Origin of the sequence: Kitasatospora hibisci (assembly GCF_043950205.1) — a bacterium.
Taxonomy (GTDB): Bacteria; Actinomycetota; Actinomycetes; order Streptomycetales; family Streptomycetaceae; genus Kitasatospora; species Kitasatospora hibisci.
Genome location: NZ_CP171642.1, coordinates 3,530,470 through 3,557,112, shown reverse-complemented (window position 1 = coordinate 3,557,112; position 26,643 = coordinate 3,530,470). Strand labels below are relative to the sequence as shown.

The following is a 26,643-nucleotide window of genomic DNA, read 5'->3' as shown; positions in this document are numbered from 1 at the left end:
CAGCGGATACGATCCCGGACAGCTCACTCCGTACCCTCACCACACTCCGCCCGTCACCGCGGGCGGCGGGGCCTCGTCCCAGGCCCCGAAGGCAAGCCAGGACAGGAACCATGCGATCCGCGACCGTCCCCCCGCCGCGTGCTCCGCGGTTGGGCCGTGGCTGGTACCTCACCGCCGTGCTCAGCGCCGTGCTGGCCGTCGGCATGTGCCTGCTCGGTTGGCGTCAGGCCGATCTGGCCGACCGGATCGGCGCCCACCCGGTGAGAGTCGAGGGCATCGTCACCCAGCTGAACACCGGAGGCGGTTCGTACTCCACCGTCAGCTACCGGGTCTCCGGCCAGCCGCACACCGCCGCCGCGCTGCCGCTGGCGGACGGCACCAAGGTCGGGGACGCGGTCTGCCTGGAGCATGCCGCGGACGACGCGGGCGCGGTCCGGATCTGCGGTGACACCTACCCGCAGCCGGTCGGCGTCGGTCTGGCCCGGTTCAGCGTGCCGGTGGCGGTGATCCTCTTCCTGGCCTGTGTGGTGCGGATCCGCCGGCACCGCAGGGAGCTCGCGGTGCGGGCGGGCACGGGCAGGTTCGCCAGCACCGTCGCGCTCGCGGCGGGTGCGCTGCCCGACGGGATGCCGGCGATAACGCAGGGCAAGCGCTCGCGCCGGAAGCGCCGGGCCGGCGGGCGGCGCGCGCTGCACTGAGCGCGCCTGCCGAGCCGGGCCGGGCCGGGCCGCGGGTGCAGGCGCGGGTGCAGGCGCGGGTACAGGGGTGGGGTTCGGGCCGCAGGCGCCGGGTCACGGGTACATCGACGGGGGCACTGCGGGGCCGATCGGTCCCGGCCGGTGTGCCCCCTTGCCCGGGTGGTGGGGGGCAGGGTGAACAATGGGGTGGTGACCCGAGCCTCTCTGGACAAGCAGCCGCACGAAGTCGCCGCCATGTTCGACGACGTCGCGGCCAAGTACGACCGCACCAACGACGTGATCTCCCTCGGCCAGGCCCGCGCCTGGCGCCGTGCGGTGGCCGATGCGGTGGCCGCCGGGCCGGGCGACCTGGTGCTCGACCTCGGAGCCGGCACCGGCACCTCCTCGCTGCCCTTCGTCGAGGCCGGCGCCAAGGTCGTCCCGTGCGATTTCTCGGTCGGGATGCTGGCCGAGGGCAAGAGCCGCCACCCCGAGCTGGCACTCACCGCCGGGGACGCCACCAGGCTGCCGTTCGCCGACGGCACCTTCGACTCGGTGACGATCTCCTTCGCGCTGCGCAACGTCCACGAGACCGACACGGCGCTGCGCGAGATGTACCGGGTGACCAAGCCCGGCGGCAAGCTGGTGATCTGCGAGTTCTCGACGCCGACCTGGACGCCGTTCCGGACCGTCTACACCGAGTACCTGATGCGGGCACTGCCGCCGGTCGCCACCGCGGTCAGCAGCAACCCGGAGGCCTACGTCTACCTCGCCGAGTCGATCAGGGCCTGGCCCGACCAGCCTGCGCTGGCCGCGAAGCTTCAGGAGGCCGGCTGGTCGAAGGTCGCCTGGCGCAACCTCACCGGCGGGATCGTCGCCATGCACCGGGCTTACAAGGTCGGTTGAGGCACACCGCCCGGGTCCCGTCGGAGCGGGTGGCGCCGCGGGGACGGGCCTGTGGCGGGTCCTTCGCCGGGCCGTGTGACGGGTTCTTCGGCGGGCCGTGCTTCGGGTCCTTCGCCGGCCCCGCTTCGAGCTGCCGACGGTCCGGCGGACGGCGAAACGGTGCTGCCGCCCTCGGGTCCGGTTCCGGGGGCGGCAACTAGACTGCCGAGGTCAACGCCTCCGTCCCCCAGACGCAGCTCCAGGAGAGTGCCCACCGTGTCCGAGACCGCAGCCGATCTGACGAAGCCGGGCAGCCCCGTGGAGAGCACCGCCGATGTCATCGTGGTCGGTGCGGGCCCGGCCGGCTCCACCACCGCGTACTACCTCGCCCAGGCGGGCCTGGACGTCCTGCTGTTGGAGAAGACCTCGTTCCCTCGGGAGAAGGTCTGCGGTGACGGTCTGACGCCGCGTGCCACCAAGCAGCTGGTCGACATGGGCATCGACGTGTCGACCGAGAACGGCTGGCTCCACAACAAGGGCCTGCGGATCATCGGCGGAGGCGTCCGGCTGGAGCTGGACTGGCCGGAGCTGTCCGCCTTCCCCGACTACGGCCTGGTGCGCAAGCGCGCCGACTTCGACGAGCTGCTCGCCCGTCAGGCCGAGAAGGCCGGGGCCCGGCTCTACGAGCGGTGCAACGTCAGCGGCCCGGTGCTGGACGACCGGACCGGCCGGATCGTCGGCGTCACCGCCCGCCTCGGCGAGGAGAAGCGGGAGGTGACGTTCCGCGCCCCTCTGGTGGTCGCCGCCGACGGCAACTCCACCCGGCTCTCGCTCGCCATGGGCCTGCACCGCCGCGAGGACCGCCCGATGGGCGTCGCCTACCGGACGTACTTCACCTCGCCGCGCCACGACGACGACTACCTGGAGTCCTGGCTGGAGCTGTGGGACACCCGCGCCGGCCAGCGCAAGCTGCTGCCCGGCTACGGCTGGGTCTTCGGCATGGGCGACGGCACCTCCAACGTGGGCCTCGGCATCCTCAACTCCTCGCCGGCCTTCGGTGAGCTGGACTGGCGCGAGGTCCTCAAGGCCTGGTGCGCCAGCATGCCGGAGGAGTGGGGCTACACCCCCGAGAACATGACCGACCCGATCCGCGGCGCTGCTCTGCCTATGGCCTTCAACCGGCAGCCGCACTACACCCGCGGTCTCCTGCTGGTCGGCGACGCGGGCGGCATGGTCAACCCGTTCAACGGCGAGGGCATCGCCTATGCGATGGAATCAGGCCAGATCGCGGCCGGGGTCATCGTCCAGGCCAACGCCCGGGTGACGGAGGCAGGCCGTGAGCGCGCCCTCCAGGCCTACCCGCGCATCCTGAAGGACGTCTACGGCGGCTACTACACGCTCGGCCGCGCCTTCGTGAAGCTCATCGGCAATCCCAAGGTCATGCAGCTCGCCACCCAGCGCGGTCTGACCCACCCGATCCTGATGAAGTTCGTCCTCAAGATGCTCGCCAACCTGACGGACCCGCAGGGCGGCGACGCCATGGACCGCATCATCAACGGTCTCGCAAAGGCCGCGCCGAACGCCTGACGGAGCCGGAGCAGTGGGGCGGCGCCCGGGCCGGGACCGTCAGGTGCCGGTCGGGCCCGGCCGGTCGGGAGGTGTGGTGCGGCTGGCGGCGGAGCGCTGCTCGACGTAGGCGAGGCGGTCGGCGAAGACCCGGGCGGCGTCCGGGGTGAGCGTGCGGAGGGCGACCAGGGCCGAGAAGACCACGTCGCAGAGCTCGTGCTGGACGTCCTCCCAGGTGTGGGTGACGCCCTTGCGGGGGTTCTGGCCCGTGGCGCCGATCACCGCGGCGCCGACTTCACCGACCTCCTCGGAGAGCTTGAGGATGCGGAGCATGCGTTCCTCCCCGGGCGAAAGCCGGCTCTCGCCGTCCAGCCAGGCGACCAGGTGGTCGACGCTCTCCCAGATCCTGCTGTCCATGTGTGCGGCTCCCGTACGGCTTAGCTGACGCAGACCACCGTACGGGAGCCGGCGCTCGGGCTCAGCGGGAACTGATCTTCACGTTGCGGATGTTCACCGGGAGCGTGGGGAATCCGTCGCCGGGGTTGTTCTGGTCGTCCTCGCCACCGGCGGCGATCTTCTGCAGGACGTCCAGGCCTGCGGTGACCCGCCCGAACGGTGTGTAGGCGGGGGAGAGCTTGGTGTCCTTCCAGACGAAGAAGAACTGGCTGCCGTTGGTGTTCGGACCAGCGTTGGCCATGGCCACGGTGCCGGCGGGATAGGTGGCGCCGGTCAGGTTCTCGTCCGGGAAGGAGTAGCCGGGGCCGCCGCTGCCGGTCCCGGTCGGGTCGCCGCACTGCAGGACGAAGATCCGCTGGGTGGTGAGGCGGTGGCAGTGGCTGTGGTCGAAGTAGTCGTGCTCGGCCAGGAACCGGAACGAGAACGTGGTGCAGGGTGCCTCGGCGGTCAGCGCTTTGAAGGTGATCGCACCCTGGCTGGTCTTCAGGGTCGCGCTGTACGGCTTGGCCGCCTTCTTGGCGTCGAAGACGGGGATGCCCTTGAAGTTGTCGGCCGGCACCGCAGGTGTGTAGGTGCAGGTGGCGGACGTGGCCGCGCCGGATCCGGTGGCCGACGGTGTCTCCGCAGCGGCCGTACCGGTACTCGCGACGAGCGGCAGGGTGGTGGCGGCGGCGAGCAGTGCCCAGTGCTTGCGCTTCACGTGACGGGCCTTCCGGGGGGTGATGGACGGCTTGGTTGTCATGGCGACATCATCCATGTCTGGGGGTGGATGCGGTAGACGTCCGGGGCACGCGTTGCGCGGCGGGCACCGTGGGGCGTCGCGTCGCCTGGGCGGTGGGCGGTGGGCGGTGGGCGGTGGGCGGTGGGCGGTGGGCGGTGGGTGTTGGGTGTTGGGTGCTGGGTGCTGGAGGGCGGCGGGTGTGGCGGGGTGGTCAATCGGCCTCGGGGGTGAACAGCCCGGCGCGGGCGGCGAGGGCGGCGACGTCCGCGGCCCGTTCCGCGGTGCGGGTGTCGAGTGGCTCACCACTGACGAAAAGGCGGTAGTAGAGCGGTGCTGTCGCCGCTCGGATCACCTCGGCGCCGTCGGTGCCCGCGGGTAGCTCGCCGCGTTCGATCGCGCGCTCGGCCACGGCGGCGGCCTGCCGGTGGCGGGCGGTGAAGAAGGAGCGAAGGGCGGCCGCTCCGGTGTCGGAGCGCTGGGCGGCGGCGATCAGCGCGGTCGGTGTCGGGCCCAGGTCGGGATCGGTGAAGACGGCGAAGACCTCGTGGGTGATCAGGCGGAGGTCGCCGGCCAGGTCGCCGGTGTCGGGGAGTGGCCATGATTGGTCGGCTGAGGTGGTCAGTGCCTCCGCGATCAGGCCGTCGACTCCGCCCCAGCGGCGGTACAGGGTGGCCTTGTGCACGCCGGAGCGGGTGGCGACGCCGTCGACCGTCAGTCCGTCGTACCCCTTCTCGGTGACTTCGGCGAGCGTGGCGGTGACGACCTCCGCCCGTACGCGGGCGCTGCGGCCGCCGGGGCGGCTGAAGGGGGTTCGGGGTTCCTCGCTCAAAGTTGACTCCAGTCGCGTTAAGGGTTGCCGTGTTGGCCTCGCCGTGTCATTCTCATCTTAATGCGACTCTGGTCGCGTTTCTCCTTTCCCTCGGGCCTCTCAGGGAGTTCCATGACCGCCGCCACCATCCCCGACCCCAGCGTCCGGCACCCCCTCGCAGGTCACGACCGCGTCGTCCTGCTGCGTCCGCTGGTCGCCGATCCGCGCATTCAGGTCGGTGAGTACACCTACTTCGACGACCCGGACGGTGCCACCCGCTTCGAGGAACGCAACGTCCTCTACGCCTACGGTCCCGAGCGGTTGGTGATCGGCAAGTACTGCGCTCTCGCCACCGGGACCCGCTTCCTGATGGCAGGCGCCGCCCACCCGACCGTCGGGGTGTCCACCTTTCCGTTCTCCATGTTCGGCGGCACCTGGACCGACCGGACCCTCGACATCGTCACCGGGCTCCCGACCAGGGGCGACACCGTCGTCGGCAATGACGTCTGGTTCGGGTACGGCGCCACCGTTCTGCCCGGGGTGCGGATCGGGGACGGGGCGATCATCGCGGCTGGTGCCGTGGTCGCGGGCGACGTCGAGCCCTACACCGTCGTCGGGGGTAATCCGGCCCGCCCGATCCGCCGCCGCTTCGACGACGCCGACATCGACCGGCTGCTGCGCGCGGCCTGGTGGGACTGGCCGGTCGAGCTGGTCACGGAACACGTCCGCGCCATCATGTCCGGCACCCCCGCCGACATCGAGGCCATCGCCGCGGCCAACGGGCTGCTGGCCTCGTGACCCCGCCGAACTTCGGCCCTCTGGCGCGTCGGCTCCTTGCCCCGTCGACGGAAAGCCGTTGATCGCGGCCATGTCGGTACGCAATGATGACGGGCCCCTCGGAAGGCCGCTGTGGTGCCCTGAGCCGGCCGGCCTGTAGTGGCCCGAGATCCGTCCGACGTCGTACGGGAATCTCCTCGTCGGTTCCGTTCGCTCCGGAGGGGTCCTGTTCATGCGCGGTTCGTCCTTCTTTCGTGATCTGCCGGTGCTGCTGGTGGCCGTGGTCTGGGGGTCGAGCTTCCTGGCCGTACAGCAGGTGGCCGAGCCGGGGACGGTGGTGGCGATGCTGGTACTGAGGTTCGGGCTGGTGCTGCCGCTGCTGGGGGTCGTCGCCTGGCCGGTGCTGCGCCGGATGGTCCGCGCCGAGTGGCTGGGCGGCGGGGTCCTGGGGTTGATACTCGGCGGGATCTTCCTGCTGGAGACGTACGGCGCGGTGCACACCTCCGCCACCAACGCGGGTCTGATCATCAGTCTCACCATGGTGTTCACTCCGCTCGCGGAGAGCGCCCTCACACGGACGCCGTTGCCGCGGGCGTTCCTCGCAGCGGCGGGGCTGGCGGTGGCCGGTGTGGCCCTGCTCACCGGGGACGGCGGCCTGAAGGCCCCGACGGCAGGGGACCTGCTGGTACTCGGCGCCGCGGTCGTGCGAACCGTGAACGTGCTGGCGATGTCCCGGATGAGGGCGATCGAGGGCGCCGATCCGCTGGCCCTCACCTGGGTCCAACTCGCTGCCGCAACTGCCGTGTTCGCCGTGGTCGCGCCGTTCGTCGGGCCGCTGCCGTGGACGGTGGCCGCCTCGTACGGGCCGCCCCAGTGGGCCTGGCTGCTGCATCTCGCCCTGCTCTGCACGCTGTTCGCCTTCTTCGTGCAGATGTGGGCAGTCCGTAACACCTCACCCTCCCGGGTCAGCCTGCTGCTCGGCACCGAACCGCTCTGGGCCGCCGTCTTCGGCGTCACCCTCGCCGGCAACCGCCTCGGTCCGGTCGGGCTGCTCGGCGGTGCGCTGGTGCTGGTCGCCACCGCGTGGGGCCGCCGCACCGTCGCCGGGCCCGGCCGGGGCGGGTCGCGCACGGCGGACGGTGAGCGGGCGGTGGACACGGAACCCGTAACCACGGGCTGAGGCGCAGAGGGCGCCGGAGTGGTCGTCATCGGCGTCCCAGCGTCCGGCGGGCGTAGGAGAACGTCGCCGCGGCGACCAGGGGACCCCAGGCGACCAGCGGGAGGTAGCAGAGGGTCATGACCGCCCCGGCGAGGCCGTGGGGGGCATCCGGGCTGCTCATGTCGGCCGCCCAGCCGCCGAAGAGAGCGGTCGCACCGAGCCAGGTCAGGGCGGCGGAGCCGAGGGCGGCCGGGACGATCGCGGCGAGCGGGCGGACCTTTCGGCCGCCCAGCAGTGGGATCCGGCGCGGCACCACCTCGCCCCAGGGCCGGACCAGCCCGAGGGTGAGGAAGGCCAGGAACTCGGCCAGACCGCTCAGCACCAGGACGTAGACGGTGCCCCATCCCGGAGTGTGGCGGTCGAAGGCCACGGCCGTCTCGCCGCTGAAGCCGACCGGGATGCCCAGCCCCAGGACGATCCGCCACAGCCCGGACGGCACGGTCGTCCAGACGGCGGCCTTGGCGGCGAGCTCGGCCCAGCGCGGCGCGGGGGCGGCGGTGCGGGCACGGGATCCGGCTGCCGGGCCGGTACCGGCGGCGTGGGCCTCGGCCCCGGTCGTGGTGCGGCGCGCGGTCGCGGTCATGGCGGTCTGCTCCTCTCCGGACGGCCCCGGTGGCCGGCCGACGGGATGAGCGTGCCGCTGGGGCGACGGCCCTCGGCAGTGCCGATCGGCAGGTTCCTCGGGACTCGGAACGGGACGCGGAAATGTGCCGATCGGCAGAGGCGCGGCAGAGCCGGGCCTTCGTATGGTTGCGGCACGAAGGGAGGCGACGATGAGTCAGATGCTCTCGCTGGCGGTCCCGCTGGTGCTGCTGGTCGGGTGGCTGACGCGGGCCCGGTTCGGGGTGGTGGCCGTGGCCGGGGTCGCCGGATCGGCGTCGGCGGGGGTCACCGTCGGCGTCTGGGCGGCCGGCCGCTGGCTGGAGGAGGATCGTTGGGCGGGCGCGGTCGGCCTGGCCGAAATCGCCTCCTTGCTCCTGCTGTTGGTGCTCACGCTCCGTATCGAGAGCGGCCGGCGCTCGGCCGCCGTGGCCTACACGATCGGTGGTGCGGCGGCGCTCTGGCCGTCCCGGTTCGAGGTGATCTCGGGGCCCGCGTCCTGGCTGATGCTCTTCGGGTTCGGCTCGGCCATGGCGCTGCCGACGGTGCTGGTCGGGCTCTACCTGCGGGGGATGGACGACGCCCGGCGGCGTTCGGTGGCGGCGGCCCGTCGAGCTCAGCGGCTCGAACTCGCCCACGACCTGCACGACTTCGTGGCGCACGACGTCAGCGGCATGGTGGCTCAGGCACAGGCGGGGATGGTCCTCGCGGGCTCGGATCCGGTCCGGGCGGCGGCGCTCTTCGAGCGGATAGAGCAGACCGGGCAGCAGGCGCTGACCTCGCTCGACCGGACCGTCCGCCTGCTGCGCAGCGACGAGGCGGACCTGCCCGAGCGCGGCCCGCGGCCGGGCCTGGCCGAGCTCACCTCCCTGACGGAAAGGTTCGCGGAGTCCGGCGGAGCCGTCGTACGGCTGGACGCCCCGACGGACCAGGACATTCCCCGTGAGGTCGCAGCGACGGCGTACCGGATCGTGGTCGAGGCACTCACCAACGTCCGACGGCATGCGCCCGCGGCACACGTGGTCGATGTCCGGGTGCGACGCGAGGGCCGGCGGCTGGAGGTGCTGGTGCGGGACGACGGAGGCGGGCCACAGCCGTCCGGCCCACGCCTGGGTGAGGTCGTGCGGGGCGGCAGTGGACTGGCCGGGCTGGGGGCCAGAGTCGAGGCGCTGGGCGGGACGCTCTGCTCGGGACGGGCCCAGGCCGGCGGCTGGCAGGTGAAGGCGACGATGCCCTTGGAAGGGCGATGAGCGCGGGAGGGGCGGCGATGAGCATCAGGGTCCTGCTCGCCGACGACGACGACGCGATCCGCAGCGCGTACGGGATCATCCTGGACGCCCAGCCGGACATCGAGGTGGTGGGTGAGGCCGCGGACGGTGCCGCGGCTGTGGAGGCGGCCCGTCGGCTCCGGCCGGACGTGATCCTCGCCGACATCCGCATGCCGAGGATGGACGGACTGGAGCTGACCCGGCAGCTGAGTGGGGAGTTCCGGGTGGTCGTGGTGACCACCTTCGACCTGGACGAGTACGTGCACACGGCGATCCGGTCCGGTGCAGCCGGCTTCCTCCTGAAGCGCTCGGGGCCGACGCTGCTGGCGGAGGCGGTTCGGGCTGCGGTCGCGGGTGATGCGCTGATCAGCCCGCAGATCACCGTCAGGCTGTTGCGGGAGCTCTCCGGGCGGGACCAGAACGAGGAGCGGAGTCGGGAACAGAAGGAGTCGTTGCAGAACGAGCGGGGGGAGGGCGGCGGCGACGAGGGGCGGGCCGCGCGGAGTCGGCGTGCCGAGCAGAGCCGGATCGGGTGGCCGCGCCCCTCGTTCGTCGAGGAGCTCACCGCCCGTGAGACGGAGGTCGCCCAGCTGGTTGCGGACGGCGCGACCAATGCAGAAATCGGGTCGCAGCTGTTCATCACCGCCGGGACGGTGAAGAACCACCTCGCCGCGATCCAGCGCAAGATCGGCGCCCGGAACCGGGTCGGCATCGCGGCCTGGGTCTGGGAGACCGGCGCCTGATCCTCGCGGGGCTTGTGAACGAAGGGTCAAGCGAGCGTTCGCCCCCCGCCACCCCTGCGAGTGAGCCGCCATAACACGTCAACATGACGCCAGGAAATTTGCATGGAACAAGGCATAGTTGATATAGGAGTACGGCTCTGACCAGCTAATTCGCAGATGAATGCGACTGGTTGTGACCATTTGACTCCTTTGCGTTGACAAATCTGGGCATGCCCACCTTCGCCATCATTCAAGAGGTGGCGTAGATCACAAAGTTCTCCCTGAACTGCGTGTCGCAGATCACAAGCGGACAGGCATAGGATGCGCTCGTTCCAGGCTTTGTGAACTGCCTCACATGAGGTGGATCTCGGGAACTGGAGCACGGGTTCACCGCAGCGTGACCCGTCGGTTCCGATCTGCAGTCAAGGACGACTGGACGGAGGGAGCGGGGGCTATGAATGCCTACGCGCCGATCCTCGTACTCGGTGCCATCGCGGCGGCGTTCGCGGTCGGCTCCGTCGTGATGGCCTCACTGACCGGCCCCAAGCGCTACAACCGGGCGAAGTTGGAGGCGTACGAGTGCGGCATCGAGCCGACCCCGCAGCCCGTGGGCGGCGGTCGGTTCCCGATCAAGTACTACCTGACGGCGATGCTCTTCATCGTCTTCGACATCGAGATCGTCTTCCTCTACCCGTGGGCGGTGAGCTTCGACGCCCTGGGGATCTTCGGGCTGGTCGAGATGCTCCTGTTCATCGCCACCGTCTTCGTCGCGTACGCCTACGTCTGGCGCCGCGGCGGCCTGGAGTGGGACTGAGTGCCGCGCGGCCACCGACCCGCCGCCGACCTGCCGCCGACCTTGTGAACGGGTGGACAAGCCCGAACGGCCGGAGCAACCACAGGACTTGAGGGCATTGAGAGGGATCTGATGGGAATCGAGGAGAAGCTGCCGAGCGGCTTTCTGCTCACCAGCGTGGAGACGGCCGCCGGTTGGGTGCGCAAGGCGTCCGTCTTCCCGGCCACCTTCGGGCTGGCCTGCTGCGCGATCGAGATGATGACCACCGGGGCCGGCCGCTACGACCTGGCCCGGTTCGGCATGGAGGTCTTCCGAGGATCCCCTCGGCAGGCCGATCTGATGATCGTGGCGGGTCGGGTCAGCCAGAAGATGGCCCCGGTACTGCGCCAGGTGTACGACCAGATGCCCAATCCGAAGTGGGTCATCTCGATGGGCGTCTGCGCCTCTTCGGGGGGGATGTTCAACAACTACGCGATCGTGCAGGGCGTGGACCACATCGTCCCGGTGGACATCTACCTGCCCGGCTGTCCGCCCCGGCCGGAGATGCTGATGGACGCCATCCTGAAGCTGCACGACAAGATCCAGCACGAGCCCCTGGGCGTGAACCGCCGCCGGGCCGAGGAGTTGGGCGAGGCGCTGGCGCTGAAGGCCACCCCGGTGAGCGAGATGCGGGGGCAGCTGCGATGAACGACCAGGTACCCGAGACCCGCCGTGAGCAGCCGCACCGCGAGATCCCCGTCGAGGTGGTCGGCCGGCGCCAGGGCATGTTCGGAACCCAGGGAAGCGGCGACACCTCCGGCTTCGGCGGTCTCGCCGCCCCGATCGTCCTGCCGCCGGCCAGTCCGCGGCCCTACGGCGGCTGGTTCGACGAGGTCGCCGACGAGCTGGAGGGCGCCCTGGAGGAGCAGGGGCTCGACCCGGCGGACGTGATCGAGAAGACCGTCGTCGACCGCTCCGAGCTGACCTTCCAGATCGCCCGCGAGCACCTGTTGAAGACCGTCCGCACCCTGCGCGACGACCCGGCGCTCCGCTTCGAGCTCTGCCTGGGCGTGAGCGGCGTGCACTACCCGGGGGACCAGGGACGAGAGCTGCACGCGGTCTACCACCTGCGCTCGATCACCCACGGTCGGCTGATCCGGCTGGAGGTGACGGCACCGGACGCCGACCCCAGGATCCCGTCCGTCGTCAGCGTCTATCCGACCAACGACTGGCACGAGCGCGAGACCTACGACTTCTTCGGCCTGGTCTTCGAGGACCACCCGGCGCTCACCCGGATCATGATGCCGGACGACTGGGTGGGCCACCCGCAGCGCAAGGACTACCCGCTCGGCGGCATCCCCGTCGAGTACAAGGGCGCCCAGATCCCGGCGCCCGACCAGCGGAGGTCGTACAGCTGATGAGTACTCAGCACTTCGAAGAGGCAGCGGCGGAACAGGCGGAGGCCCGCGAAACCACCGAAGGCCGGGTCTTCACCGTCACCGGCGGCGACTGGGGCGAGGTGGTCGAGGCCATCGGCCGGGCCGACGACGAGCGCATCATCGTCAACATGGGCCCCCAGCACCCGTCCACCCACGGCGTGCTGCGGCTGATCCTGGAGATCGACGGCGAGACGGTGAAGGGGGCCCGCTGTGGCATCGGCTACCTCCACACCGGCATCGAGAAGAACATGGAGTTCCGCAACTGGGTCCAGGGCACCACCTTCGTGACCCGCATGGACTACGTGGCGCCGCTGTTCAATGAGGCCGCCTACTGTCTGGCGGTCGAGAAGCTGCTCGGCATCACCGACGACATCCCGGAGCGGGCCAACGTCATCCGGGTGCTCATGATGGAGCTCAACCGGATCTCCTCGCACCTGGTCTGCATGGCCACCGGCGGGATGGAGATCGGCTCCACCACCCTGATGGTCTACGGCTTCCGCGACCGCGAGCTCATCCTGGACATCTTCGAGCTGGTCACCGGCCTGCGGATGAACCACGCGTACATCCGCCCCGGCGGTCTCGCCCAGGACCTCCCGCCCGGCGCGGTCGACCGGATCCGCGAGACGGTCAGGACGCTCCGCTCCCGGATGCACGAGTACGACAAGCTGGCCGCGAGCAATCCGCTGTTCAAGGCCCGCCTGGTCGACGTCGGCTTCCTGGACCTGGCCGGCTGCCTGGCGCTGGGAGCCACCGGCCCGGTCCTGCGGGCCACCGGCCTGCCGCACGACCTGCGCAAGTCCGACCCGTACTGCGGCTACGAGAACTACGACTTCGAGGTCGCGACCGCGGACAGCGCCGACTCCTACGGCCGCTTCCTGATCCGCCTGGAGGAGATGCGTCAGTCGCTGCGGATCGTCGAGCAGTGCCTGGACCGGCTCAGGCCCGGCCCGGTCATGGTGGCCGACAGGAAGATCGCCTGGCCCGCTCAACTCGCGGTCGGCCCCGACGGCATGGGCAACTCGCTCGACCACATCCGCAAGATCATGGGCACCTCGATGGAGGCCCTGATCCACCACTTCAAGCTGGTCACCGAGGGTTTCCGGGTCCCGGTCGGTCAGGCGTATGCGGCGGTGGAGTCGTCCAAGGGCGAGCTGGGCGTCCACGTGGTCAGCGACGGAGGCACGCGCCCCTACCGCGTCCACTTCAGGGATCCGTCGTTCACCAATCTGCAGACGATGTCGGCGATGTGCGAGGGCGGCCAGGTCGCCGACGTGATCGTCGCGGTGGCCGGGATCGACCCGGTGATGGGAGGCGTGGACCGGTGACAGACGTCCAGTTGGGGATGCCGGCGCTGCCGGCCAAGCCGTACCCCGAGGAGGTGCGCGCCCGGCTCGCCGCCGACGCCGCCGAGCTGATCGGCCGCTACCCGGAGGCCCGGTCCGCGCTGCTGCCGCTGCTGCACCTGGTGCAGGCCGAGGAGGGCTTCGTCAGCCCCTCCGGCATCCGGTTCTGCGCCGAGCAGTTGGACCTCACCACCGCCGAGGTCACCGCGGTCGCGACGTTCTACACCATGTACCGCCGCCGGCCCGCCGGGAACTACCACGTCGGGGTCTGCACCAACACCCTGTGCGCGGTGCTCGGCGGTGACCAGATCTTCGACGAGCTCCAGCAGCACCTCGGGATCCGCAACAACGAGACCACCGAGGACGGCGAGATCTCGATCGAGCACATCGAGTGCAACGCGGCCTGCGACTACGCCCCCGTGGTGATGGTGAACTGGGAGTTCTTCGACGACCAGACCCCGGAGAGCGCCAAGCGGCTGGTCGACGACCTGCGGGCGGGCCGGGAGGTCCACCCCACCCGGGGCGCCCGGCTCTGCAGCTTCAAGGAGTCCGCCCGCATCCTGGCCGGCTTCCCCGACGAGCGCCCGGGCGCCGTCGACGAGTCCGGTGCCGGCGGTGCGCCCTCGCTGGCCGGCCTGCGCCTGGCCCGGGGCGAGGCGCTGCCCGGAACAGGCGGCACCAGGGTCGTCTCCCCCCGCCACGAGGGGCTCCGCCCCGAGGGCACCGGCACCGGCCACGAAGGGACCGAAGCGTGATGACCTCCGCCGAGCCGGCCGAGAAGCTGCTCATTCCCGTGCTCTCCGCCCCCTGGGACGACACCCGCCCCTGGACGCTCGACACCTACCGGCGCCACGCCGGGTACGAGGGCCTCCGAGCGGCCCTCGCCATGCCCCCGGACGACGTGATCGCCCTGGTCAAGGACGCGGGCCTGCGCGGCCGCGGCGGCGCCGGCTTCCCCACCGGCATGAAGTGGCAGTTCATCCCGCAGAACGACGGCAAGCCGCACTACCTGGTGGTCAACGCGGACGAGTCCGAGCCGGGCACCTGCAAGGACATCCCGCTGCTGTTCGCCAATCCGCACGCGCTGATCGAGGGCATGATCATCGCGTCCTACGCGATCCGCTGCGACCACGCCTTCATCTACCTGCGGGGCGAGGTCGTCCCGGTGCTACGCCGCCTGCACGCCGCCGTCGCCGAGGCGTACCGGGCCGGGCTGCTGGGCCGCGACATCCTCGGCTCCGGTGTCGACCTCGACATCACCGTGCACGCCGGCGCCGGCGCGTACATCTGCGGCGAGGAGACGGCCCTGCTGGACTCGTTGGAGGGGCGCCGCGGCCAACCCCGGCTGCGCCCGCCGTTCCCGGCCATCGCCGGCCTCTACGCCTGCCCGACCGTGGTCAACAACGTCGAGTCGATCGCGTCGGTGCCGGCGATCCTGGCCCGCGGCAAGGAGTGGTTCAAGAGCCTGGGCACCGAGAAGTCCCCCGGCTTCACGCTCTACTCGCTCTCCGGCCACGTCACCAACCCGGGCCAGTACGAGGCCCCGCTCGGCATCACCCTGCGCCAGCTGCTGGACGTCAGCGGCGGCGTCCGGCCCGGCCACCGGCTCAAGTTCTGGACCCCGGGCGGCTCGTCCACCCCGATGTTCACCGACGAGCACCTCGACGTCCCGCTCGACTACGAGGGCGTCGGCGCGGCCGGCTCGATGCTCGGCACCAAGGCCCTGCAGATCTTCGACGAGACCACCTGCGTGGTCCGGGCCGTCACCCGCTGGACCGAGTTCTACGCGCACGAGTCCTGCGGCAAGTGCACGCCGTGCCGCGAGGGCACCTACTGGCTGGTCCAGCTGCTCAAGCGGGTCGAGGCCGGCGAAGGCGTCGACGGCGACCTGGAGAAGCTGCTCGACATCGCCGACAACATCAACGGCAAGTCCTTCTGCGCCCTCGGCGACGGCGCGGCCAGCCCGATCGTCTCCTCGCTCCAGCACTTCCGGGCCGAGTACGAGCAGCACATCGCCGAGCGCCGCTGCCCGTTCGACCCGGCAGCCTCCACCGTCTGGGCCGACGGCCCCCGCCCCGGCCACCAGTCCGCCACCGAAAGGGAGGTGCACGCGTGACGATCACAGAGCCATCCACCTCCAAGGCGGCGGTCGAACTGGTCACGCTCACCATCGACGGCGTCGAAGTGCAGGTCCCCAAGGGGACGCTGGTGATCCGGGCGGCCGAACAGATCGGCACCCAGATCCCGCGCTTCTGCGACCACCCGCTGCTGGACCCGGCCGGCGCCTGCCGGCAGTGCATCGTCGAGATCGAGGGCCAGCGCAAGCCGGTCGCCTCCTGCACCATCCCGGTCGCCGAGGGCATGGTCGTGCGCACCCAGCTGAGCTCGCCGGTGGCCGAGAAGGCCCAGCGCGGCGTGATGGAGCTGTTGCTGATCAACCACCCGCTGGACTGCCCGGTCTGCGACAAGGGCGGCGAGTGCCCGCTGCAGAACCAGGCGATGTCCACCGGCGACGCCGACTCCCGCTTCGAGGGGATGAAGCGCACCTACGAGAAGCCGGTCCCGATCAGCAGCCAGGTGCTGCTTGACCGCGAGCGCTGCGTGCTCTGCGCCCGCTGCACCCGCTTCTCCCAGCAGATCGCCGGGGACCCGTTCATCGACCTGGTCGAGCGCGGCGCCCTCCAACAGGTCGGCACCGGGCAGGGCGACGACTTCGAGTCCTACTTCTCCGGCAACACCATCCAGATCTGCCCGGTCGGCGCGCTCACCTCTGCGGCTTATCGTTTCCGCTCCCGGCCGTTCGACCTGGTCTCCTCGCCGAGCGTCTGCGAGCACTGCTCCTCCGGCTGCGCCCAGCGCACCGACCACCGCCGCGGCAAGGTGCTGCGCCGGCTGGCGGGGGAGGACCCGGCGGTGAACGAGGAGTGGAACTGCGACAAGGGCCGGTTCGCCTTCCGCTACGCCCAGCAGCGCGACCGGCTCACCACCCCGTTGGTCCGCGACGCCGACACCGGTGAACTCGTCACCGCCTCCTGGCCGGAGGCGCTCGCCCGGGCGGCCGGGGGACTGCGCGGCTCCCGCACTGGTGTGCTCACCGGCGGCCGGGTCACCGTCGAGGACGCCTACGCCTACGCCAAGTTCGCCCGGGTGGTGCTCGGTACCAACGACGTGGACTTCCGGTCCCGTCCGCACAGCGGCGAGGAGGCGGACTTCCTGGCCGCCGCCGTCGCCGGCCGCGGGGTGGACCTGGACGGGTCGGGCGTCGCCTATCAGGACCTCGAAGCGGCGCCGGCCGTCCTGCTCGCGGGCCTGGAGCCCGAGGAGGAGTCGCCGATCGTCTTCCTGCGCCTGCGCAAGGCTGCCCGCGCCCACGGCCTCAAGGTCTTCTCGATCGCCGCGTTCGGCTCCCGGGGCCTGGCCAAGCTGCGCGGCGCACTGCTGCCCGCCGCCCCGGGCACCGAGCCCGAGTGGCTGGCCGCCCTGGCCGCCGACGAGCCGCTGAACGACGACGCCGGCCGCGCCGCCGAGCTGTTGCGCACCCCGGGCGCCGTGATCCTGGCCGGCGAGCGGCTGGCCGCCGTCCCCGGCGCGCTCACCGCGGCGCTGCGGCTGGCGCACGCGACCGGTGCCCGGCTCGCCTGGATCCCGCGCCGGGCCGGCGAGCGCGGCGCGGTCGAGGCCGGAGCGCTCCCGGGGCTGCTGCCGGGCGGCCGTCCGGTCGCGGCTCCGGCCGCCCGGGCCGAGGTCGCCGCCTCCTGGGGCGTGGCCGAGCTCCCGGCGTGGCTGGGCCGGGAGACCGACCAGATCCTGGCCGCAGCCGCCTCCGGGGACCTCGACGCGCTGCTGGTCGGCGGCGTCGACCCGGACGACCTGCCGGACCCGGCGCTCGCCGAGGAGGCTCTGGCCGCCGTGCCGTTCGTGGTCTCGCTTGAGCTGTGCCCGTCCGTGGTCACCGCGTACGCCGACGTGGTGCTGCCGGTCGCCGCGGTGGCCGAGAAGTCCGGCACCTTCCTGGACTGGGAGGGCCGGGTACGGATGTTCGAGGCCGCGCTCAAGCCGGACCAGCTGATGGGCCGCCACCTCCACCCGGACGTCCGGGTGCTGAACATGCTGGCCGACGCGATGGGTCACCGGCTCGGCCTGCCCGACGTCCGGGCGGCCCGTCTGGAGCTGGACCGCTTCGCCCCGTGGACCGGCGACCGGGCCACCGACCCGGCCGCGCACCCCGGATTGCTGCCCCGGCCGGCCACCGGCCAGGCGGTGCTCGCCGGCTGGCGCCAGCTGCTGGACAACGGCACGCTCCAGCAGGGCGACCCGCACCTGGCGGGTACCCGGCACCGGGCCGTCGCCCGGATCTCGCCGGCCACTGCCGAGGAGATCGGCGCGGCCGAGGGGCCCACGGCGAGGCTCCGGGTGACCGGCCCGGCCGGCTCGCTGACCCTCCCGGTGGAGATCACCAAGGACATCCCGGACCGCACGGTCTGGCTCCCGCTCAACTCCACCCCCGGCGGCGCCTACCGCACCCTCGGGACCACGGTCGGCCACCTGGTCACCGTCGCTCCCGAGACCGTGGCGCCCGAAGTCGTCGCCGCCGGCCCCGCGCCCGCCAGCCCCGCGCCCGCCGCGCCCGCCGCGTCCACCGCCGGGACGGTCGCTCCGGCCACGGAGTCCGCAGCACCTGCGGGGCCCGCAGGGTCCGTACGGCCCGCACCCGACGCGCCACCCGGCCGCCCCGCCGCCGCGGCCGCCGCCCGCGCGGCCACCGTCGAGGCGGCCGGCCCCGCCGGCCCGTCCGCCACCACCCCGGAGGAGGAGCAGTGAACCTCGCCGCGTACGAGACCCTGGGCTTCTTCGGCCGCGACCCCTGGTGGCTGGTGCTGCTCAAGGCCGTCTTCTGCTTCGCCTTCCTGGTCGGCACGGTCCTGGTCGCGATCGTCTGGGAGCGCAAGGTCGTCGCCTGGATGCAACTGCGCATCGGCCCCAACCGGCACGGACCCTGGGGATTGCTGCAGTCCCTCGCGGACGGCGTGAAGCTGGCGCTCAAGGAAGACCTGGTGGTCAAGGGCGCCGACAAGGCGGTCTACATCCTGGCCCCGATCGTCTGCGCGATCCCCGCGTTCATGGCCATCGCGGTGATCCCGTTCGGCCCGGCCGGCAACGAGGTGTCGATCTTCGGCACCCGGACGCCGCTCCAGCTGACCGACTTCCCGGTGGCGCTGCTCTACATCCTGGCCACCGCCTCGGTCGGCATCTACGGCATCGTGCTGGCCGGCTGGTCGTCCGGTTCGACCTACCCGCTTCTCGGCGGGCTGCGCTCGTCCGCCCAGATGATCAGCTACGAGATCGCGATGGGCCTGTCCTTCGCGGCGGTGTTCATCTACTCGGGCTCGATGTCCACCTCGGAGATCGTCGCCGCGCAACAGCCGACCTGGTTCGCGGTGCTGCTGCCGGTGTCGTTCATCGTCTACGTCATCGCGATGGTCGGCGAGACCAACCGGGCTCCGTTCGACCTGCCGGAGGCCGAGGGCGAGCTGGTCGGCGGTTTCAACACCGAGTACTCCTCGCTGAAGTTCGCGATGTTCATGCTGGCCGAGTACGTCAACATGGTCACCGTCTCGGCGGTCGTCTCGACGCTGTTCCTGGGTGGTTGGCGGGCGCCCTGGCCGATCTCCGCCTTCTGGGAGGGGGCGAACCACGGCTGGTGGCCGATGCTCTGGATCATTCTCAAGATCCAGGTGGTGCTCTTCTTCTTCATCTGGCTGCGCGGCACGCTGCCCCGGCTCCGCTACGACCAGTTCATGAAGCTGGGCTGGAAGGTACTGATCCCGGTCTCGCTGGTCTGGCTGGTCATGGTGGCCGCCGTCCGGGCGCTGCGCAACGAGGGCTACGACTTCGGCGAGGTGGTGCTGTACGTCGGCGCCCCGGTCGGCGCGATCCTGCTGCTCGCCCTGCTGCGCGACTTCCTCAAGCGCAAGCCCGAGGAACCGGCCGAGCCGCCCGCCGCCGACTTCGATCCGATGGCCGGCGGGTACCCGGTGCCCCCGTTGCCCGGCCAGGAGCTCCCGCCGGTCCCCCGCCGGCGCAGCCGGGCTCCGAAGCAACTCCAGGACGCCCTCAACGGGGCCGACCATTCCGAAGGGAGCTGACCGCGATGTCGTCCGACCAGAACGGCAGCGGCGACCGGCCGGAGCGGCCCGACAGGCCCTCCATCCTCGGGCCCGCCGCGGGTTTCGGCGTGACCTTCAAGGCCATGTTCAAGAAGCGGCTGACCGAGCAGTACCCGGAGGAGAAGAAGCCCACCGCGCCGCGTTTCCACGGCCGCCACCAGCTGAACCGGCACCCCGACGGCCTGGAGAAGTGCGTCGGCTGTGAGCTCTGCGCCTGGGCCTGTCCGGCCGACGCGATCTACGTGGAGGGTGCGGACAACCGGGACGAGGAGCGCTACTCGCCGGGCGAGCGCTACGGCGCCGTCTACCAGATCAACTACGCCCGCTGCATCCTCTGCGGCCTCTGCATCGAGGCCTGCCCGACCCGCGCGCTCACCATGACCAACGAGTACGAGCTGGCCGACTCCTCCCGCCGGGACCTCATCTTCACCAAGGAGCAGCTGCTGGTCGGCCTCTCCGAGGGGATGGTCGACAGCCCGCACGCGATCTTCCCGGGCGCCGACGAGGGCGCGTACTACCGGGGCGAGATCACCGCGGCCGCGCCCGGCACGGTCCAGCAGGAGCGGACCCCGCTGGAGAAGGAGGCGCAGCAGTGACCCCGCTGAACCTGGCTGCCGCCCAGGCGGCCGTCACCGGTGCGACCTCCACCGGCGAGGCCGTCCAGTTCTGGGTGCTCGCGGTGATCGCCGTCGGCGGCGCGCTCGGCATGCTGCTGATGCGCAAGGCCGTGCACAGCGCGCTCTGCCTGGCGGCCACCATGCTCGCCCTGGCGGTCTGTTACATGGCCCAGGGCGCGGTCTTCCTGGGTGTGGTGCAGATCGTCGTCTACACCGGCGCGATCATGATGCTCTTCCTGTTCGTGGTGATGCTGGTCGGCGTCACGAGCGCCGACTCGCTGAAGGAGCAGCTGAAGGGCCAGCGGTTCGCCGCGGTGCTCTGCGGCCTCGGCTTCGGCGTGCTGCTGATCGCGGGCATCGCCAACGCCAAGCTGGACACCTTCACCGGCCTGGCCGAGGCCAACGCCGAGGGCAACGTGCAGGGCCTGGCCAGGCTGATCTTCACCAAGTACGTCTGGGCCTTCGAGGTCACCGGCGCCCTGCTGATCACGGCCGCGATCGGCGCCATGGTGCTGACCCACCGCGAGCACGTGAAGGCCCCGAAGACCCAGCGCGAGCTGGCCGCCCAGCGGGTCAAGGACAACATCCAGCTCTCGCCGCTGCCCGCCCCCGGTGTCTACGCCCGGCACAACGCGGTGGACATCCCCGCCCTGCTGCCGGACGGCACCCTCGCCGACAGCTCGGTGATGGAGACCCTTCGCGAGCGCGGCCAGGTCCGCGACGTCAGCCAGGAGATGCTGCGGCGGATGGCCGAGCTGGAGGAGACCACCGCCGACTGGCTGGGCCGCCCGCAGTCCGAGCGCCCGCCGGTGGCCGGCCCGCGCAAGCAGCTGGAGGCCGGCGGGGCCGCCGGCTCCAGGGAGCTGGAGCCGGTGGCCCCGAACAACCACGCCGTGCCGAACGGCCAGGACGAGGAGGACGCGGAGTGAATCCGGTCAACTACCTCTATCTCTCAGCCCTGTTGTTCACCATCGGCGCCTCGGGCGTGCTGATCCGGCGCAACGCGATCGTCCTGTTCATGTGTGTGGAGCTGATGCTCAACGCCTCGAATCTGGCGCTGGTCACCTTCTCCCGGCTGCACGGCAACCTGGACGGGCAGATCATCGCGTTCTTCACCATGGTGGTCGCGGCGGCCGAGGTCGTGGTGGGCCTCGCCATCATCGTCTCCATCTTCAGGACCAGGCACTCCGCTTCGGTCGACGACAGCAACCTGATGAAGCTGTAGGCGGAGGGCCTTCGGTGAACTCTCTCATTCCGCTGCTGGTGGCGGCCCCGCTGGCCGGCGCTGCCCTGCTCCTGCTCGGGGGTCGCGCCTTCGACCGGTTCGGCCACTGGCTGGCCACCGCGTTGGCCGCGCTCTCCTTCGGCTTCGGCCTCGCGCTCTTCTCCGACATGCTGGGCCGGCCGGGCGACGAACGCGCCGTCACCGAGAAGCTGTTCAGCTGGATCCCGGTGAACGGCTTCCAGGCCGACATCGCGTTCCAGCTCGACCAGCTCTCGATCACCTTCGTCCTGCTGATCACCGGCGTCGGCACGCTGATCCACCTCTACTCGGTGGGCTACATGGCGCACGACGAGCGCCGGCGCCGCTTCTTCGCCTACCTGAACCTCTTCCTGGCGGCCATGCTGCTGCTGGTGCTGGCGAACAACTACCTGCTGCTGTACTTCGGTTGGGAGGGAGTCGGCCTCGCCTCGTACCTGCTGATCGGTTTCTGGCAGCACAAGCCGAGCGCCGCGACGGCCGCCAAGAAGGCGTTCATCGTCAACCGGGTCGGCGACATGGGTCTCTCCATCGCGATCATGCTGATGTTCGCGGAGTTCGGCACCTTCGACTTCGGGCCGCTGCTCGGCGCGGAGGGCTCCGCCGGCGTGGCGGGCGGGGCGAGCGAGGGCAAGCTGACCGCGATCGCGCTGATGCTGCTCCTGGCAGCCTGCGGCAAGTCCGCCCAGGTGCCGCTGCAGTCCTGGCTCGGGGACGCGATGGAGGGCCCGACCCCGGTCTCGGCCCTGATCCACGCGGCCACCATGGTGACCGCCGGCGTCTACCTGATCGTCCGCTCGGGCCCCATCTTCAACCTGGCGCCGGACGCCCAGACCGCCGTGGTGGTGGTCGGCGCGGTCACGCTGCTCTTCGGTGCGATCGTCGGTTGCGCCAAGGACGACATCAAGAAGGCGCTGGCCGGCTCGACCATGTCGCAGATCGGCTACATGATCCTGGCGGCCGGCCTCGGTCCGATCGGCTACGCCTTCGCGATCATGCACCTGGTGACGCACGGCTTCTTCAAGGCCGGGCTGTTCCTCGGCGCCGGGTCGGTCATGCACGGCATGGACGACGAGGTGAACATGCGTCACTACGGCGGCCTGCGCAAGTACATGCCGGTCACCTTCATCACCTTCGGCCTCGGCTACCTGGCCATCATCGGCTTCCCCGGTCTGTCCGGCTTCTTCTCCAAGGACAAGATCATCGATGCCGCCTTCGCCAAGGGCGGGACCGAGGGCTGGATCCTCGGGTTCTGCACCCTGCTCGGCGCGGCCATCACCGCGTTCTACATGACCCGGGTGATGATCCTGACCTTCTTCGGAGAGAAGCGCTGGCACCCGGACGCCGACGGCCACGACCCGCACCCGCACGAGTCGCCGAAGAGCATGACCACCCCGATGATCCTGCTCGCCTTCGGCTCGGTCTTCGCAGGAGGCCTGTTCGTCCTGAACAACTCCTTCGTCAACTGGCTGGAGCCGGTCACCGGTCACGAGGAGGGCAACTCCCCGCTGACCCCGTTGACGGTCTCCGTGCTGGCCACGGTCTGCATGCTGATCGGCGTCGCGGTCTCGTACCTGATGTACGGGCGCTCGGCCGTTCCCGTGGTGCCGCCGGTCGGCTCTCCGCTCACCCGGGCCGCCCGCCGCGACCTGCTCCAGGACGACTTCAACCACGCCGTCCTGGTCCGCCCCGGTTCGGCGCTGGCCGCGGCGCTGGTCTACTTCGACAGCCGCGGTCTGGACGGCTTCGTCAACGGACTGGCCGCCACCATCGGCGGAATCTCCAGCCGGCTGCGCCGGATCCAGAACGGCTACGTCCGCTCGTACGCGCTCTCCATGTTCGGCGGCACGCTGGTGCTGGTCGCCACGACTCTCCTGATGAGGTCCGTCTGATGAGTAGGCCCAGTTCATCTCCGGGGGTGCGGCGATGAGTCACCTGCTGACCGTGACCTGCGCCGTCCCGGCCGCGGGCGCGGTGCTCACCGCGGCGCTGCCCGCCGGGTCCACCGAGGCCCGGCGGCGGACCACCAAGGCCGTCGCGCTCGCAACCTCGGCCGTCACCCTGGCCCTGGCGGCCGCCGTGGCGGCGCGGTTCGACCCGGACGGCGCGCGCTACCAGCTGACCGAGTCCTACAGCTGGATCCGCTCCTTCGGCATCAGCTTCTCGCTCGGCGTGGACGGCATCGGCACCGTGCTGGCGCTGCTCACCGCCGTCCTGGTCCCGATCGTGATGCTGGCCTCCTGGCACGACGCCGACCCGCCCGGCCAGGACTCGGCCGACGGGTCGTTCGAGAACCGGCGGCGGACCCAGGGCTTCTTCGCCCTGATCCTGGCGGTGGAGGCGATGGTGATCGTCTCCTTCTACGCCACCGACGTCTTCGTCTTCTACGTGTTCTTCGAAGCGATGCTGATCCCGATGTACTTCCTGATCGGCGGCTTCGGGGACCGGGCCGGCGGCCCGGAGTCGGCGCGCCAGCGCTCCTACGCGGCCGTGAAGTTCCTGCTCTACAACCTGCTCGGCGGCCTGGTCATGCTGGCCGCCGTGATCGGCTTCTACGTGATCGCGCAGGACCAGGGCTTCGGCACCTTCGACCTGCCGACGCTCGCCTCGGCGATCGCCGACGGAAAGCTGGTGCTCAGCGGCACCGCGGAGAAGGCGCTGTTCCTCGGCTTCTTCTTCGCCTTCGCGGTGAAGGCCCCGCTCTGGCCGCTGCACACCTGGCTGCCGAACGCGATGGGCGAGGCCACCGCCGGGACGGCCGTCCTGATCACCGCGGTGGTCGACAAGGTCGGCACCTTCGCGATGCTCCGCTTCTGCCTCGGCCTCTTCCCGGACGCCTCGAAGGACTTCGCCCCGGCGATCCTGGTCCTCTCACTGATCGGGATCGTCTACGGCGCGCTGCTGGCGGTCGGGCAGAAGGACATCAAGCGGCTGGTGGCGTACGCCTCCATCTCGCACTTCGGCTTCATCATCATGGGCATCTTCGCGATGACCAGCCAGGGCCAGAGCGGCGCCACCCTCTACATGGTCAACCACGGCATCTCCACCGCCGCGTGGATGCTGGTGGCCGGCTTCCTGATCTCCCGCCGCGGCTCGCGCCTGATCGCCGACTACGGCGGCGTGCAGAAGGTCGCCCCGGTGCTCGCCGGAACGTTCCTGATCGGCGGCCTGGCCACCCTCTCGCTGCCCGGCCTCGCACCGTTCGTCAGCGAGTTCCTGGTGCTGGTGGGCACCTTCACCCGGTACCCCGCGATCGGCATCGCCGCCACGTTCGGCATCGTGCTCGCCGCGCTCTACGCGCTGCTGCTCTACCAGCGCACGATGACCGGTCCGGTCAAGGACGGGGTGAGCGCCATGCCCGACCTCAAGGCGCGCGAACTCGCCGTCGTCGCCCCACTGGTGGCCCTGACCATCCTGCTCGGCGTCTACCCGAAGCCGCTGACCGACATCGTCAACCCGGCGGTGGACGCGACGCTGACGCAGGTCCACCAGACCGACCCGGCCCCGGCCCTCCCGGTCGCCGGGCACCCCGGAGCAGCCCCCTCAGGAGGTGAGCACAAGTGAGCACCACCGGATGGCTCGCCGCCGCGGGCGGCAACAGCCCGAGCATCCCGGCGCCGCATGTCGAGTACGGCCAGCTCTCCCCGATGCTGGTGGTGTTCGGCGCCGCCGTCACCGGCATCCTGCTGGAGGCCTTTCTGCCCCGCCGGCACAGGCACTGGGCGCAGGTCTGGCTGGCGCTGATCGGCCTGGTCGGTGCCTTCACCGCCGTGGTGGTGCTCGCCGCCCAGGGCTACGGGTCGACCAAGGTCGACCTGCTGGCGATGGGCGCGGTCGCGCTGGACGGCCCCGCGCTCTTCCTCCAGGGCGTGATCCTGCTGGTCGCCGTGGTCGCCGTGCTGACCTACGCCGAGCGGCGGCTGGAGCCCAAGGCAGGCGGCGAGCCGGCCGACGCCTTCGCCGCGCAGGCCGCCGCCACCCCCGGCGGCGAGCAGGAGCGTGCCGCGGTCCGGGCCGGCCTCACCACCAGCGAGGTCTTCCCGCTCACCATGTTCGCGGTCGGCGGCATGCTGCTCTTCCCCGCCGCCAACGACCTGCTGACCATGTTCGTGGCGCTGGAGGTCCTCTCCCTCCCGCTCTACCTGCTCTGCGCACTGGCCCGGCGCCGTCGGCTGCTCTCCCAGGAGGCGGCGGTCAAGTACTTCCTGCTGGGCGCCTTCGCCTCGGCGTTCTTCCTGTTCGGCACCGCTCTGCTCTACGGGTACGCGGGGAGCGTGCGGCTCGGGGACATCTCCGACGTGATCTCCGGCAAGGCACTGGCCACCCCGGCGCTGCTCTCCACCACCCAGAACGACGCGCTGCTGCTGGTCGGCCTGGCGATGCTCGCGGTCGGACTGCTCTTCAAGGTCGGCGCGGTGCCGTTCCACTCCTGGACCCCGGACGTCTACCAGGGAGCGCCGACGCCGGTCACCGGCTTCATGGCGGCCGCGACCAAGGTGGCCGCCTTCGGTGCCCTGCTGCGGTTGTTCTACGTCGCCTTCCCCGGCCTCCGGCTGGACTGGCGGCCGGTGATGTGGGGCGTGGCGATCCTGACCATGGTGGTCGGCGCGATCCTCGCCGTCACCCAGCAGGACGTGAAGCGGCTGCTCGCCTACTCCTCGATCGCGCACGCCGGGTTCATCCTGACCGGCGTGATCGCCACCAACAAGCAGGGCCTCGGCTCGGTGCTGTTCTACCTGCTGGCGTACTCGTTCGTGACCCTGGGAGCCTTCGCCGTGATCACCCTGGTCCGCGATTCCAAGGGCGAGGCCACCCACCTGTCCAGCTGGGCCGGGCTGGGCCGGCGCTCCCCGCTCGTCGCCGGGGTCTTCGCGCTGTTCCTGCTGGCCTTCGCGGGCATCCCGCTGACCTCGGGCTTCACCGGGAAGTTCGCGGTCTTCCAGGCCGCGGCGGCAGGCGGCGCGACCCCGCTGGTGATCGTGGGCGTGCTCAGCTCGGCTGTGGCCGCCTTCTTCTACATCCGGGTCATCGTCTTGATGTTCTTCTCCGACCCGCAGCCGGGCGGTCCGACGGTGGTCATCCCGAGCGCCTTCACCGCCACCGCGATCGGCGTGGGCGTACTGGTCACCATCGGGCTCGGGCTCCTGCCGCAGTACTTCCTGGACCTCGCGTCGAAGGCCTCGCTGTTCGTCCGCTGAGGCCCCGTCCGGAGTCGGCCGCGGGCCCGTCAGGTGCCCCGCCGGAAGGTTCGGAGGGCCCGCCGGGAGGCCCCTCCCGTCCGGGCCGCGCCTTATCCGCGCGGCCCGGACGAGTCGTCTCGGCATCGCACCTGACCAGCCGATACA

Annotated in this window: 24 protein-coding genes and 1 pseudogene; 21 read left to right on the top strand and 4 right to left on the bottom strand. The window is 71.0% G+C overall.

The features are described from left to right. Positions 1 to 110: 110 nt before the first annotated feature. The 3 genes from ACF9IK_RS15110 to ACF9IK_RS15100 all read left to right on the top strand — a co-directional run bounded on the left by ACF9IK_RS15110 (position 111) and on the right by ACF9IK_RS15100 (position 3,149). Positions 111 to 698: a hypothetical protein gene (locus ACF9IK_RS15110; protein ID WP_395294727.1), complete on the top strand. Its 588-nt coding sequence runs from the start codon at positions 111 to 113 to the stop codon at positions 696 to 698. 189 nt (positions 699 to 887) lie between these two features. Then, positions 888 to 1,583, top strand: a complete 696-nt coding sequence (locus ACF9IK_RS15105; protein ID WP_238951225.1) for a demethylmenaquinone methyltransferase — start codon at positions 888 to 890, stop codon at positions 1,581 to 1,583. A gap of 255 nt (positions 1,584 to 1,838) precedes the next feature. Beyond that, positions 1,839 to 3,149, top strand: a complete 1,311-nt coding sequence (locus ACF9IK_RS15100; RefSeq protein WP_395294726.1) for a geranylgeranyl reductase family protein — start codon at positions 1,839 to 1,841, stop codon at positions 3,147 to 3,149. A 39-nt stretch (positions 3,150 to 3,188) separates the two neighbouring features. Here the strand turns inward: ACF9IK_RS15100 and ACF9IK_RS15095 are convergent, their stop codons facing one another. The 3 genes from ACF9IK_RS15095 to ACF9IK_RS15085 all read right to left on the bottom strand — a co-directional run bounded on the left by ACF9IK_RS15095 (position 3,189) and on the right by ACF9IK_RS15085 (position 5,134). After that, complete coding sequence (locus tag ACF9IK_RS15095; RefSeq protein ID WP_395294725.1) at positions 3,189 to 3,545, bottom strand: MazG-like family protein; 357 nt, start codon at positions 3,543 to 3,545, stop codon at positions 3,189 to 3,191. Positions 3,546 to 3,606: 61 nt separating this feature from the next. Further along, positions 3,607 to 4,326, bottom strand: a complete 720-nt coding sequence (locus tag ACF9IK_RS15090) for a peptidylprolyl isomerase (protein ID WP_395294724.1) — start codon at positions 4,324 to 4,326, stop codon at positions 3,607 to 3,609. Between the two features lie 190 nt (positions 4,327 to 4,516). After that, positions 4,517 to 5,134 carry a TetR/AcrR family transcriptional regulator gene (locus ACF9IK_RS15085; RefSeq protein ID WP_395294723.1) on the bottom strand — a complete coding sequence of 206 codons (618 nt, stop codon included), beginning with the start codon at positions 5,132 to 5,134 and terminating at the stop codon, positions 4,517 to 4,519. A gap of 111 nt (positions 5,135 to 5,245) precedes the next feature. Here ACF9IK_RS15085 and ACF9IK_RS15080 point away from each other — a divergent pair, with 111 nt between their 5' ends. Together ACF9IK_RS15080 and ACF9IK_RS15075 are read left to right on the top strand one after the other, a co-directional pair. After that, the gene (locus ACF9IK_RS15080; protein WP_395294722.1) at positions 5,246 to 5,911 is read left to right on the top strand and encodes a CatB-related O-acetyltransferase; all 666 of its coding nucleotides are present in this window, start codon (positions 5,246 to 5,248) and stop codon (positions 5,909 to 5,911) included. A gap of 211 nt (positions 5,912 to 6,122) precedes the next feature. Beyond that, a complete protein-coding gene (locus tag ACF9IK_RS15075; protein WP_395294721.1) occupies positions 6,123 to 7,070 on the top strand; it encodes a DMT family transporter in 948 nt (315 codons plus the stop codon). Positions 7,071 to 7,095: 25 nt separating this feature from the next. Here the strand turns inward: ACF9IK_RS15075 and ACF9IK_RS15070 are convergent, their stop codons facing one another. Next, on the bottom strand, positions 7,096 to 7,692 hold the full coding sequence (locus ACF9IK_RS15070) for a hypothetical protein (RefSeq protein WP_395294720.1): 597 nt from the start codon (positions 7,690 to 7,692) through the stop codon (positions 7,096 to 7,098). 190 nt (positions 7,693 to 7,882) lie between these two features. Between ACF9IK_RS15070 and ACF9IK_RS15065 the strand changes: the two genes are divergently transcribed. The 16 genes and pseudogenes from ACF9IK_RS15065 to nuoN all read left to right on the top strand — a co-directional run bounded on the left by ACF9IK_RS15065 (position 7,883) and on the right by nuoN (position 26,496). Then, on the top strand, positions 7,883 to 8,959 hold the full coding sequence (locus ACF9IK_RS15065) for a sensor histidine kinase (RefSeq protein ID WP_395294719.1): 1,077 nt from the start codon (positions 7,883 to 7,885) through the stop codon (positions 8,957 to 8,959). Between the two features lie 17 nt (positions 8,960 to 8,976). Continuing rightward, positions 8,977 to 9,720, top strand: a complete 744-nt coding sequence (locus ACF9IK_RS15060) for a response regulator (RefSeq protein WP_395294718.1) — start codon at positions 8,977 to 8,979, stop codon at positions 9,718 to 9,720. Positions 9,721 to 10,153: 433 nt separating this feature from the next. Then, complete coding sequence (locus ACF9IK_RS15055) at positions 10,154 to 10,513, top strand: NADH-quinone oxidoreductase subunit A (RefSeq protein WP_014137597.1); 360 nt, start codon at positions 10,154 to 10,156, stop codon at positions 10,511 to 10,513. A 111-nt stretch (positions 10,514 to 10,624) separates the two neighbouring features. Further along, positions 10,625 to 11,179 (top strand): NuoB/complex I 20 kDa subunit family protein, encoded by a 555-nt coding sequence (locus ACF9IK_RS15050; RefSeq protein ID WP_238951215.1) that lies wholly within the window; start codon positions 10,625 to 10,627, stop codon positions 11,177 to 11,179. Further along, positions 11,176 to 11,889: an NADH-quinone oxidoreductase subunit C gene (locus tag ACF9IK_RS15045; protein ID WP_395294717.1), complete on the top strand. Its 714-nt coding sequence runs from the start codon at positions 11,176 to 11,178 to the stop codon at positions 11,887 to 11,889. Before ACF9IK_RS15050 ends, ACF9IK_RS15045 begins: the two co-directional genes overlap by 4 nt. Continuing rightward, positions 11,889 to 13,235 carry an NADH-quinone oxidoreductase subunit D gene (locus ACF9IK_RS15040; RefSeq protein ID WP_395294716.1) on the top strand — a complete coding sequence of 449 codons (1,347 nt, stop codon included), beginning with the start codon at positions 11,889 to 11,891 and terminating at the stop codon, positions 13,233 to 13,235. The genes ACF9IK_RS15045 and ACF9IK_RS15040 overlap by 1 nt, the downstream gene beginning before the upstream one ends. Beyond that, the gene (nuoE, locus tag ACF9IK_RS15035) at positions 13,232 to 14,008 is read left to right on the top strand and encodes an NADH-quinone oxidoreductase subunit NuoE (RefSeq protein WP_395294715.1); all 777 of its coding nucleotides are present in this window, start codon (positions 13,232 to 13,234) and stop codon (positions 14,006 to 14,008) included. The genes ACF9IK_RS15040 and nuoE overlap by 4 nt, the downstream gene beginning before the upstream one ends. After that, on the top strand, positions 14,008 to 15,369 hold the full coding sequence (nuoF, locus tag ACF9IK_RS15030) for an NADH-quinone oxidoreductase subunit NuoF (RefSeq protein ID WP_395294714.1): 1,362 nt from the start codon (positions 14,008 to 14,010) through the stop codon (positions 15,367 to 15,369). Before nuoE ends, nuoF begins: the two co-directional genes overlap by 1 nt. Further along, positions 15,366 to 17,846: pseudogene (locus ACF9IK_RS15025) on the top strand (NADH-quinone oxidoreductase subunit G); the annotation flags it as partial. The gene nuoF and the pseudogene ACF9IK_RS15025, both read left to right, overlap by 4 nt. Before the next feature lie 224 nt (positions 17,847 to 18,070). Beyond that, positions 18,071 to 19,399, top strand: coding sequence for an NADH-quinone oxidoreductase subunit NuoH (gene nuoH / locus ACF9IK_RS15020; protein WP_395294713.1), 1,329 nt, complete (start codon positions 18,071 to 18,073; stop codon positions 19,397 to 19,399). 5 nt (positions 19,400 to 19,404) lie between these two features. After that, the gene (nuoI, locus tag ACF9IK_RS15015; protein WP_395294712.1) at positions 19,405 to 20,016 is read left to right on the top strand and encodes an NADH-quinone oxidoreductase subunit NuoI; all 612 of its coding nucleotides are present in this window, start codon (positions 19,405 to 19,407) and stop codon (positions 20,014 to 20,016) included. Then, positions 20,013 to 20,966, top strand: coding sequence for an NADH-quinone oxidoreductase subunit J (locus ACF9IK_RS15010; RefSeq protein WP_395294711.1), 954 nt, complete (start codon positions 20,013 to 20,015; stop codon positions 20,964 to 20,966). The genes nuoI and ACF9IK_RS15010 overlap by 4 nt, the downstream gene beginning before the upstream one ends. Next, positions 20,963 to 21,262 (top strand): NADH-quinone oxidoreductase subunit NuoK, encoded by a 300-nt coding sequence (gene nuoK / locus ACF9IK_RS15005; protein WP_209412994.1) that lies wholly within the window; start codon positions 20,963 to 20,965, stop codon positions 21,260 to 21,262. Before ACF9IK_RS15010 ends, nuoK begins: the two co-directional genes overlap by 4 nt. A 14-nt stretch (positions 21,263 to 21,276) precedes the next feature. Then, the gene (gene nuoL, locus ACF9IK_RS15000; RefSeq protein ID WP_395294710.1) at positions 21,277 to 23,190 is read left to right on the top strand and encodes an NADH-quinone oxidoreductase subunit L; all 1,914 of its coding nucleotides are present in this window, start codon (positions 21,277 to 21,279) and stop codon (positions 23,188 to 23,190) included. 34 nt (positions 23,191 to 23,224) lie between these two features. Then, complete coding sequence (locus tag ACF9IK_RS14995) at positions 23,225 to 24,862, top strand: NADH-quinone oxidoreductase subunit M (protein WP_395294709.1); 1,638 nt, start codon at positions 23,225 to 23,227, stop codon at positions 24,860 to 24,862. Beyond that, a complete protein-coding gene (gene nuoN, locus ACF9IK_RS14990; RefSeq protein ID WP_395294708.1) occupies positions 24,859 to 26,496 on the top strand; it encodes an NADH-quinone oxidoreductase subunit NuoN in 1,638 nt (545 codons plus the stop codon). The genes ACF9IK_RS14995 and nuoN overlap by 4 nt, the downstream gene beginning before the upstream one ends. Positions 26,497 to 26,643 lie beyond the last annotated feature (147 nt).

Coding starts and splice junctions, on each gene's coding strand:
- ACF9IK_RS15110 (WP_395294727.1), top strand. CDS start 111: ATGCGATCCGCGACCGTCCCCCCGCCGCGTGCTCCGCGGTTGGGCCGT.
- ACF9IK_RS15095 (WP_395294725.1), bottom strand. CDS start 3,545: ATGGACAGCAGGATCTGGGAGAGCGTCGACCACCTGGTCGCCTGGCTG.
- ACF9IK_RS15090 (WP_395294724.1), bottom strand. CDS start 4,326: ATGACAACCAAGCCGTCCATCACCCCCCGGAAGGCCCGTCACGTGAAG.
- ACF9IK_RS15080 (WP_395294722.1), top strand. CDS start 5,246: ATGACCGCCGCCACCATCCCCGACCCCAGCGTCCGGCACCCCCTCGCA.
- ACF9IK_RS15075 (WP_395294721.1), top strand. CDS start 6,123: ATGCGCGGTTCGTCCTTCTTTCGTGATCTGCCGGTGCTGCTGGTGGCC.
- ACF9IK_RS15070 (WP_395294720.1), bottom strand. CDS start 7,692: ATGACCGCGACCGCGCGCCGCACCACGACCGGGGCCGAGGCCCACGCC.
- ACF9IK_RS15065 (WP_395294719.1), top strand. CDS start 7,883: ATGAGTCAGATGCTCTCGCTGGCGGTCCCGCTGGTGCTGCTGGTCGGG.
- ACF9IK_RS15060 (WP_395294718.1), top strand. CDS start 8,977: ATGAGCATCAGGGTCCTGCTCGCCGACGACGACGACGCGATCCGCAGC.
- ACF9IK_RS15055 (WP_014137597.1), top strand. CDS start 10,154: ATGAATGCCTACGCGCCGATCCTCGTACTCGGTGCCATCGCGGCGGCG.
- ACF9IK_RS15050 (WP_238951215.1), top strand. CDS start 10,625: ATGGGAATCGAGGAGAAGCTGCCGAGCGGCTTTCTGCTCACCAGCGTG.
- ACF9IK_RS15045 (WP_395294717.1), top strand. CDS start 11,176: ATGAACGACCAGGTACCCGAGACCCGCCGTGAGCAGCCGCACCGCGAG.
- ACF9IK_RS15040 (WP_395294716.1), top strand. CDS start 11,889: ATGAGTACTCAGCACTTCGAAGAGGCAGCGGCGGAACAGGCGGAGGCC.
- nuoF (WP_395294714.1), top strand. CDS start 14,008: ATGACCTCCGCCGAGCCGGCCGAGAAGCTGCTCATTCCCGTGCTCTCC.
- nuoI (WP_395294712.1), top strand. CDS start 19,405: ATGTCGTCCGACCAGAACGGCAGCGGCGACCGGCCGGAGCGGCCCGAC.
- ACF9IK_RS14995 (WP_395294709.1), top strand. CDS start 23,225: ATGAGTCACCTGCTGACCGTGACCTGCGCCGTCCCGGCCGCGGGCGCG.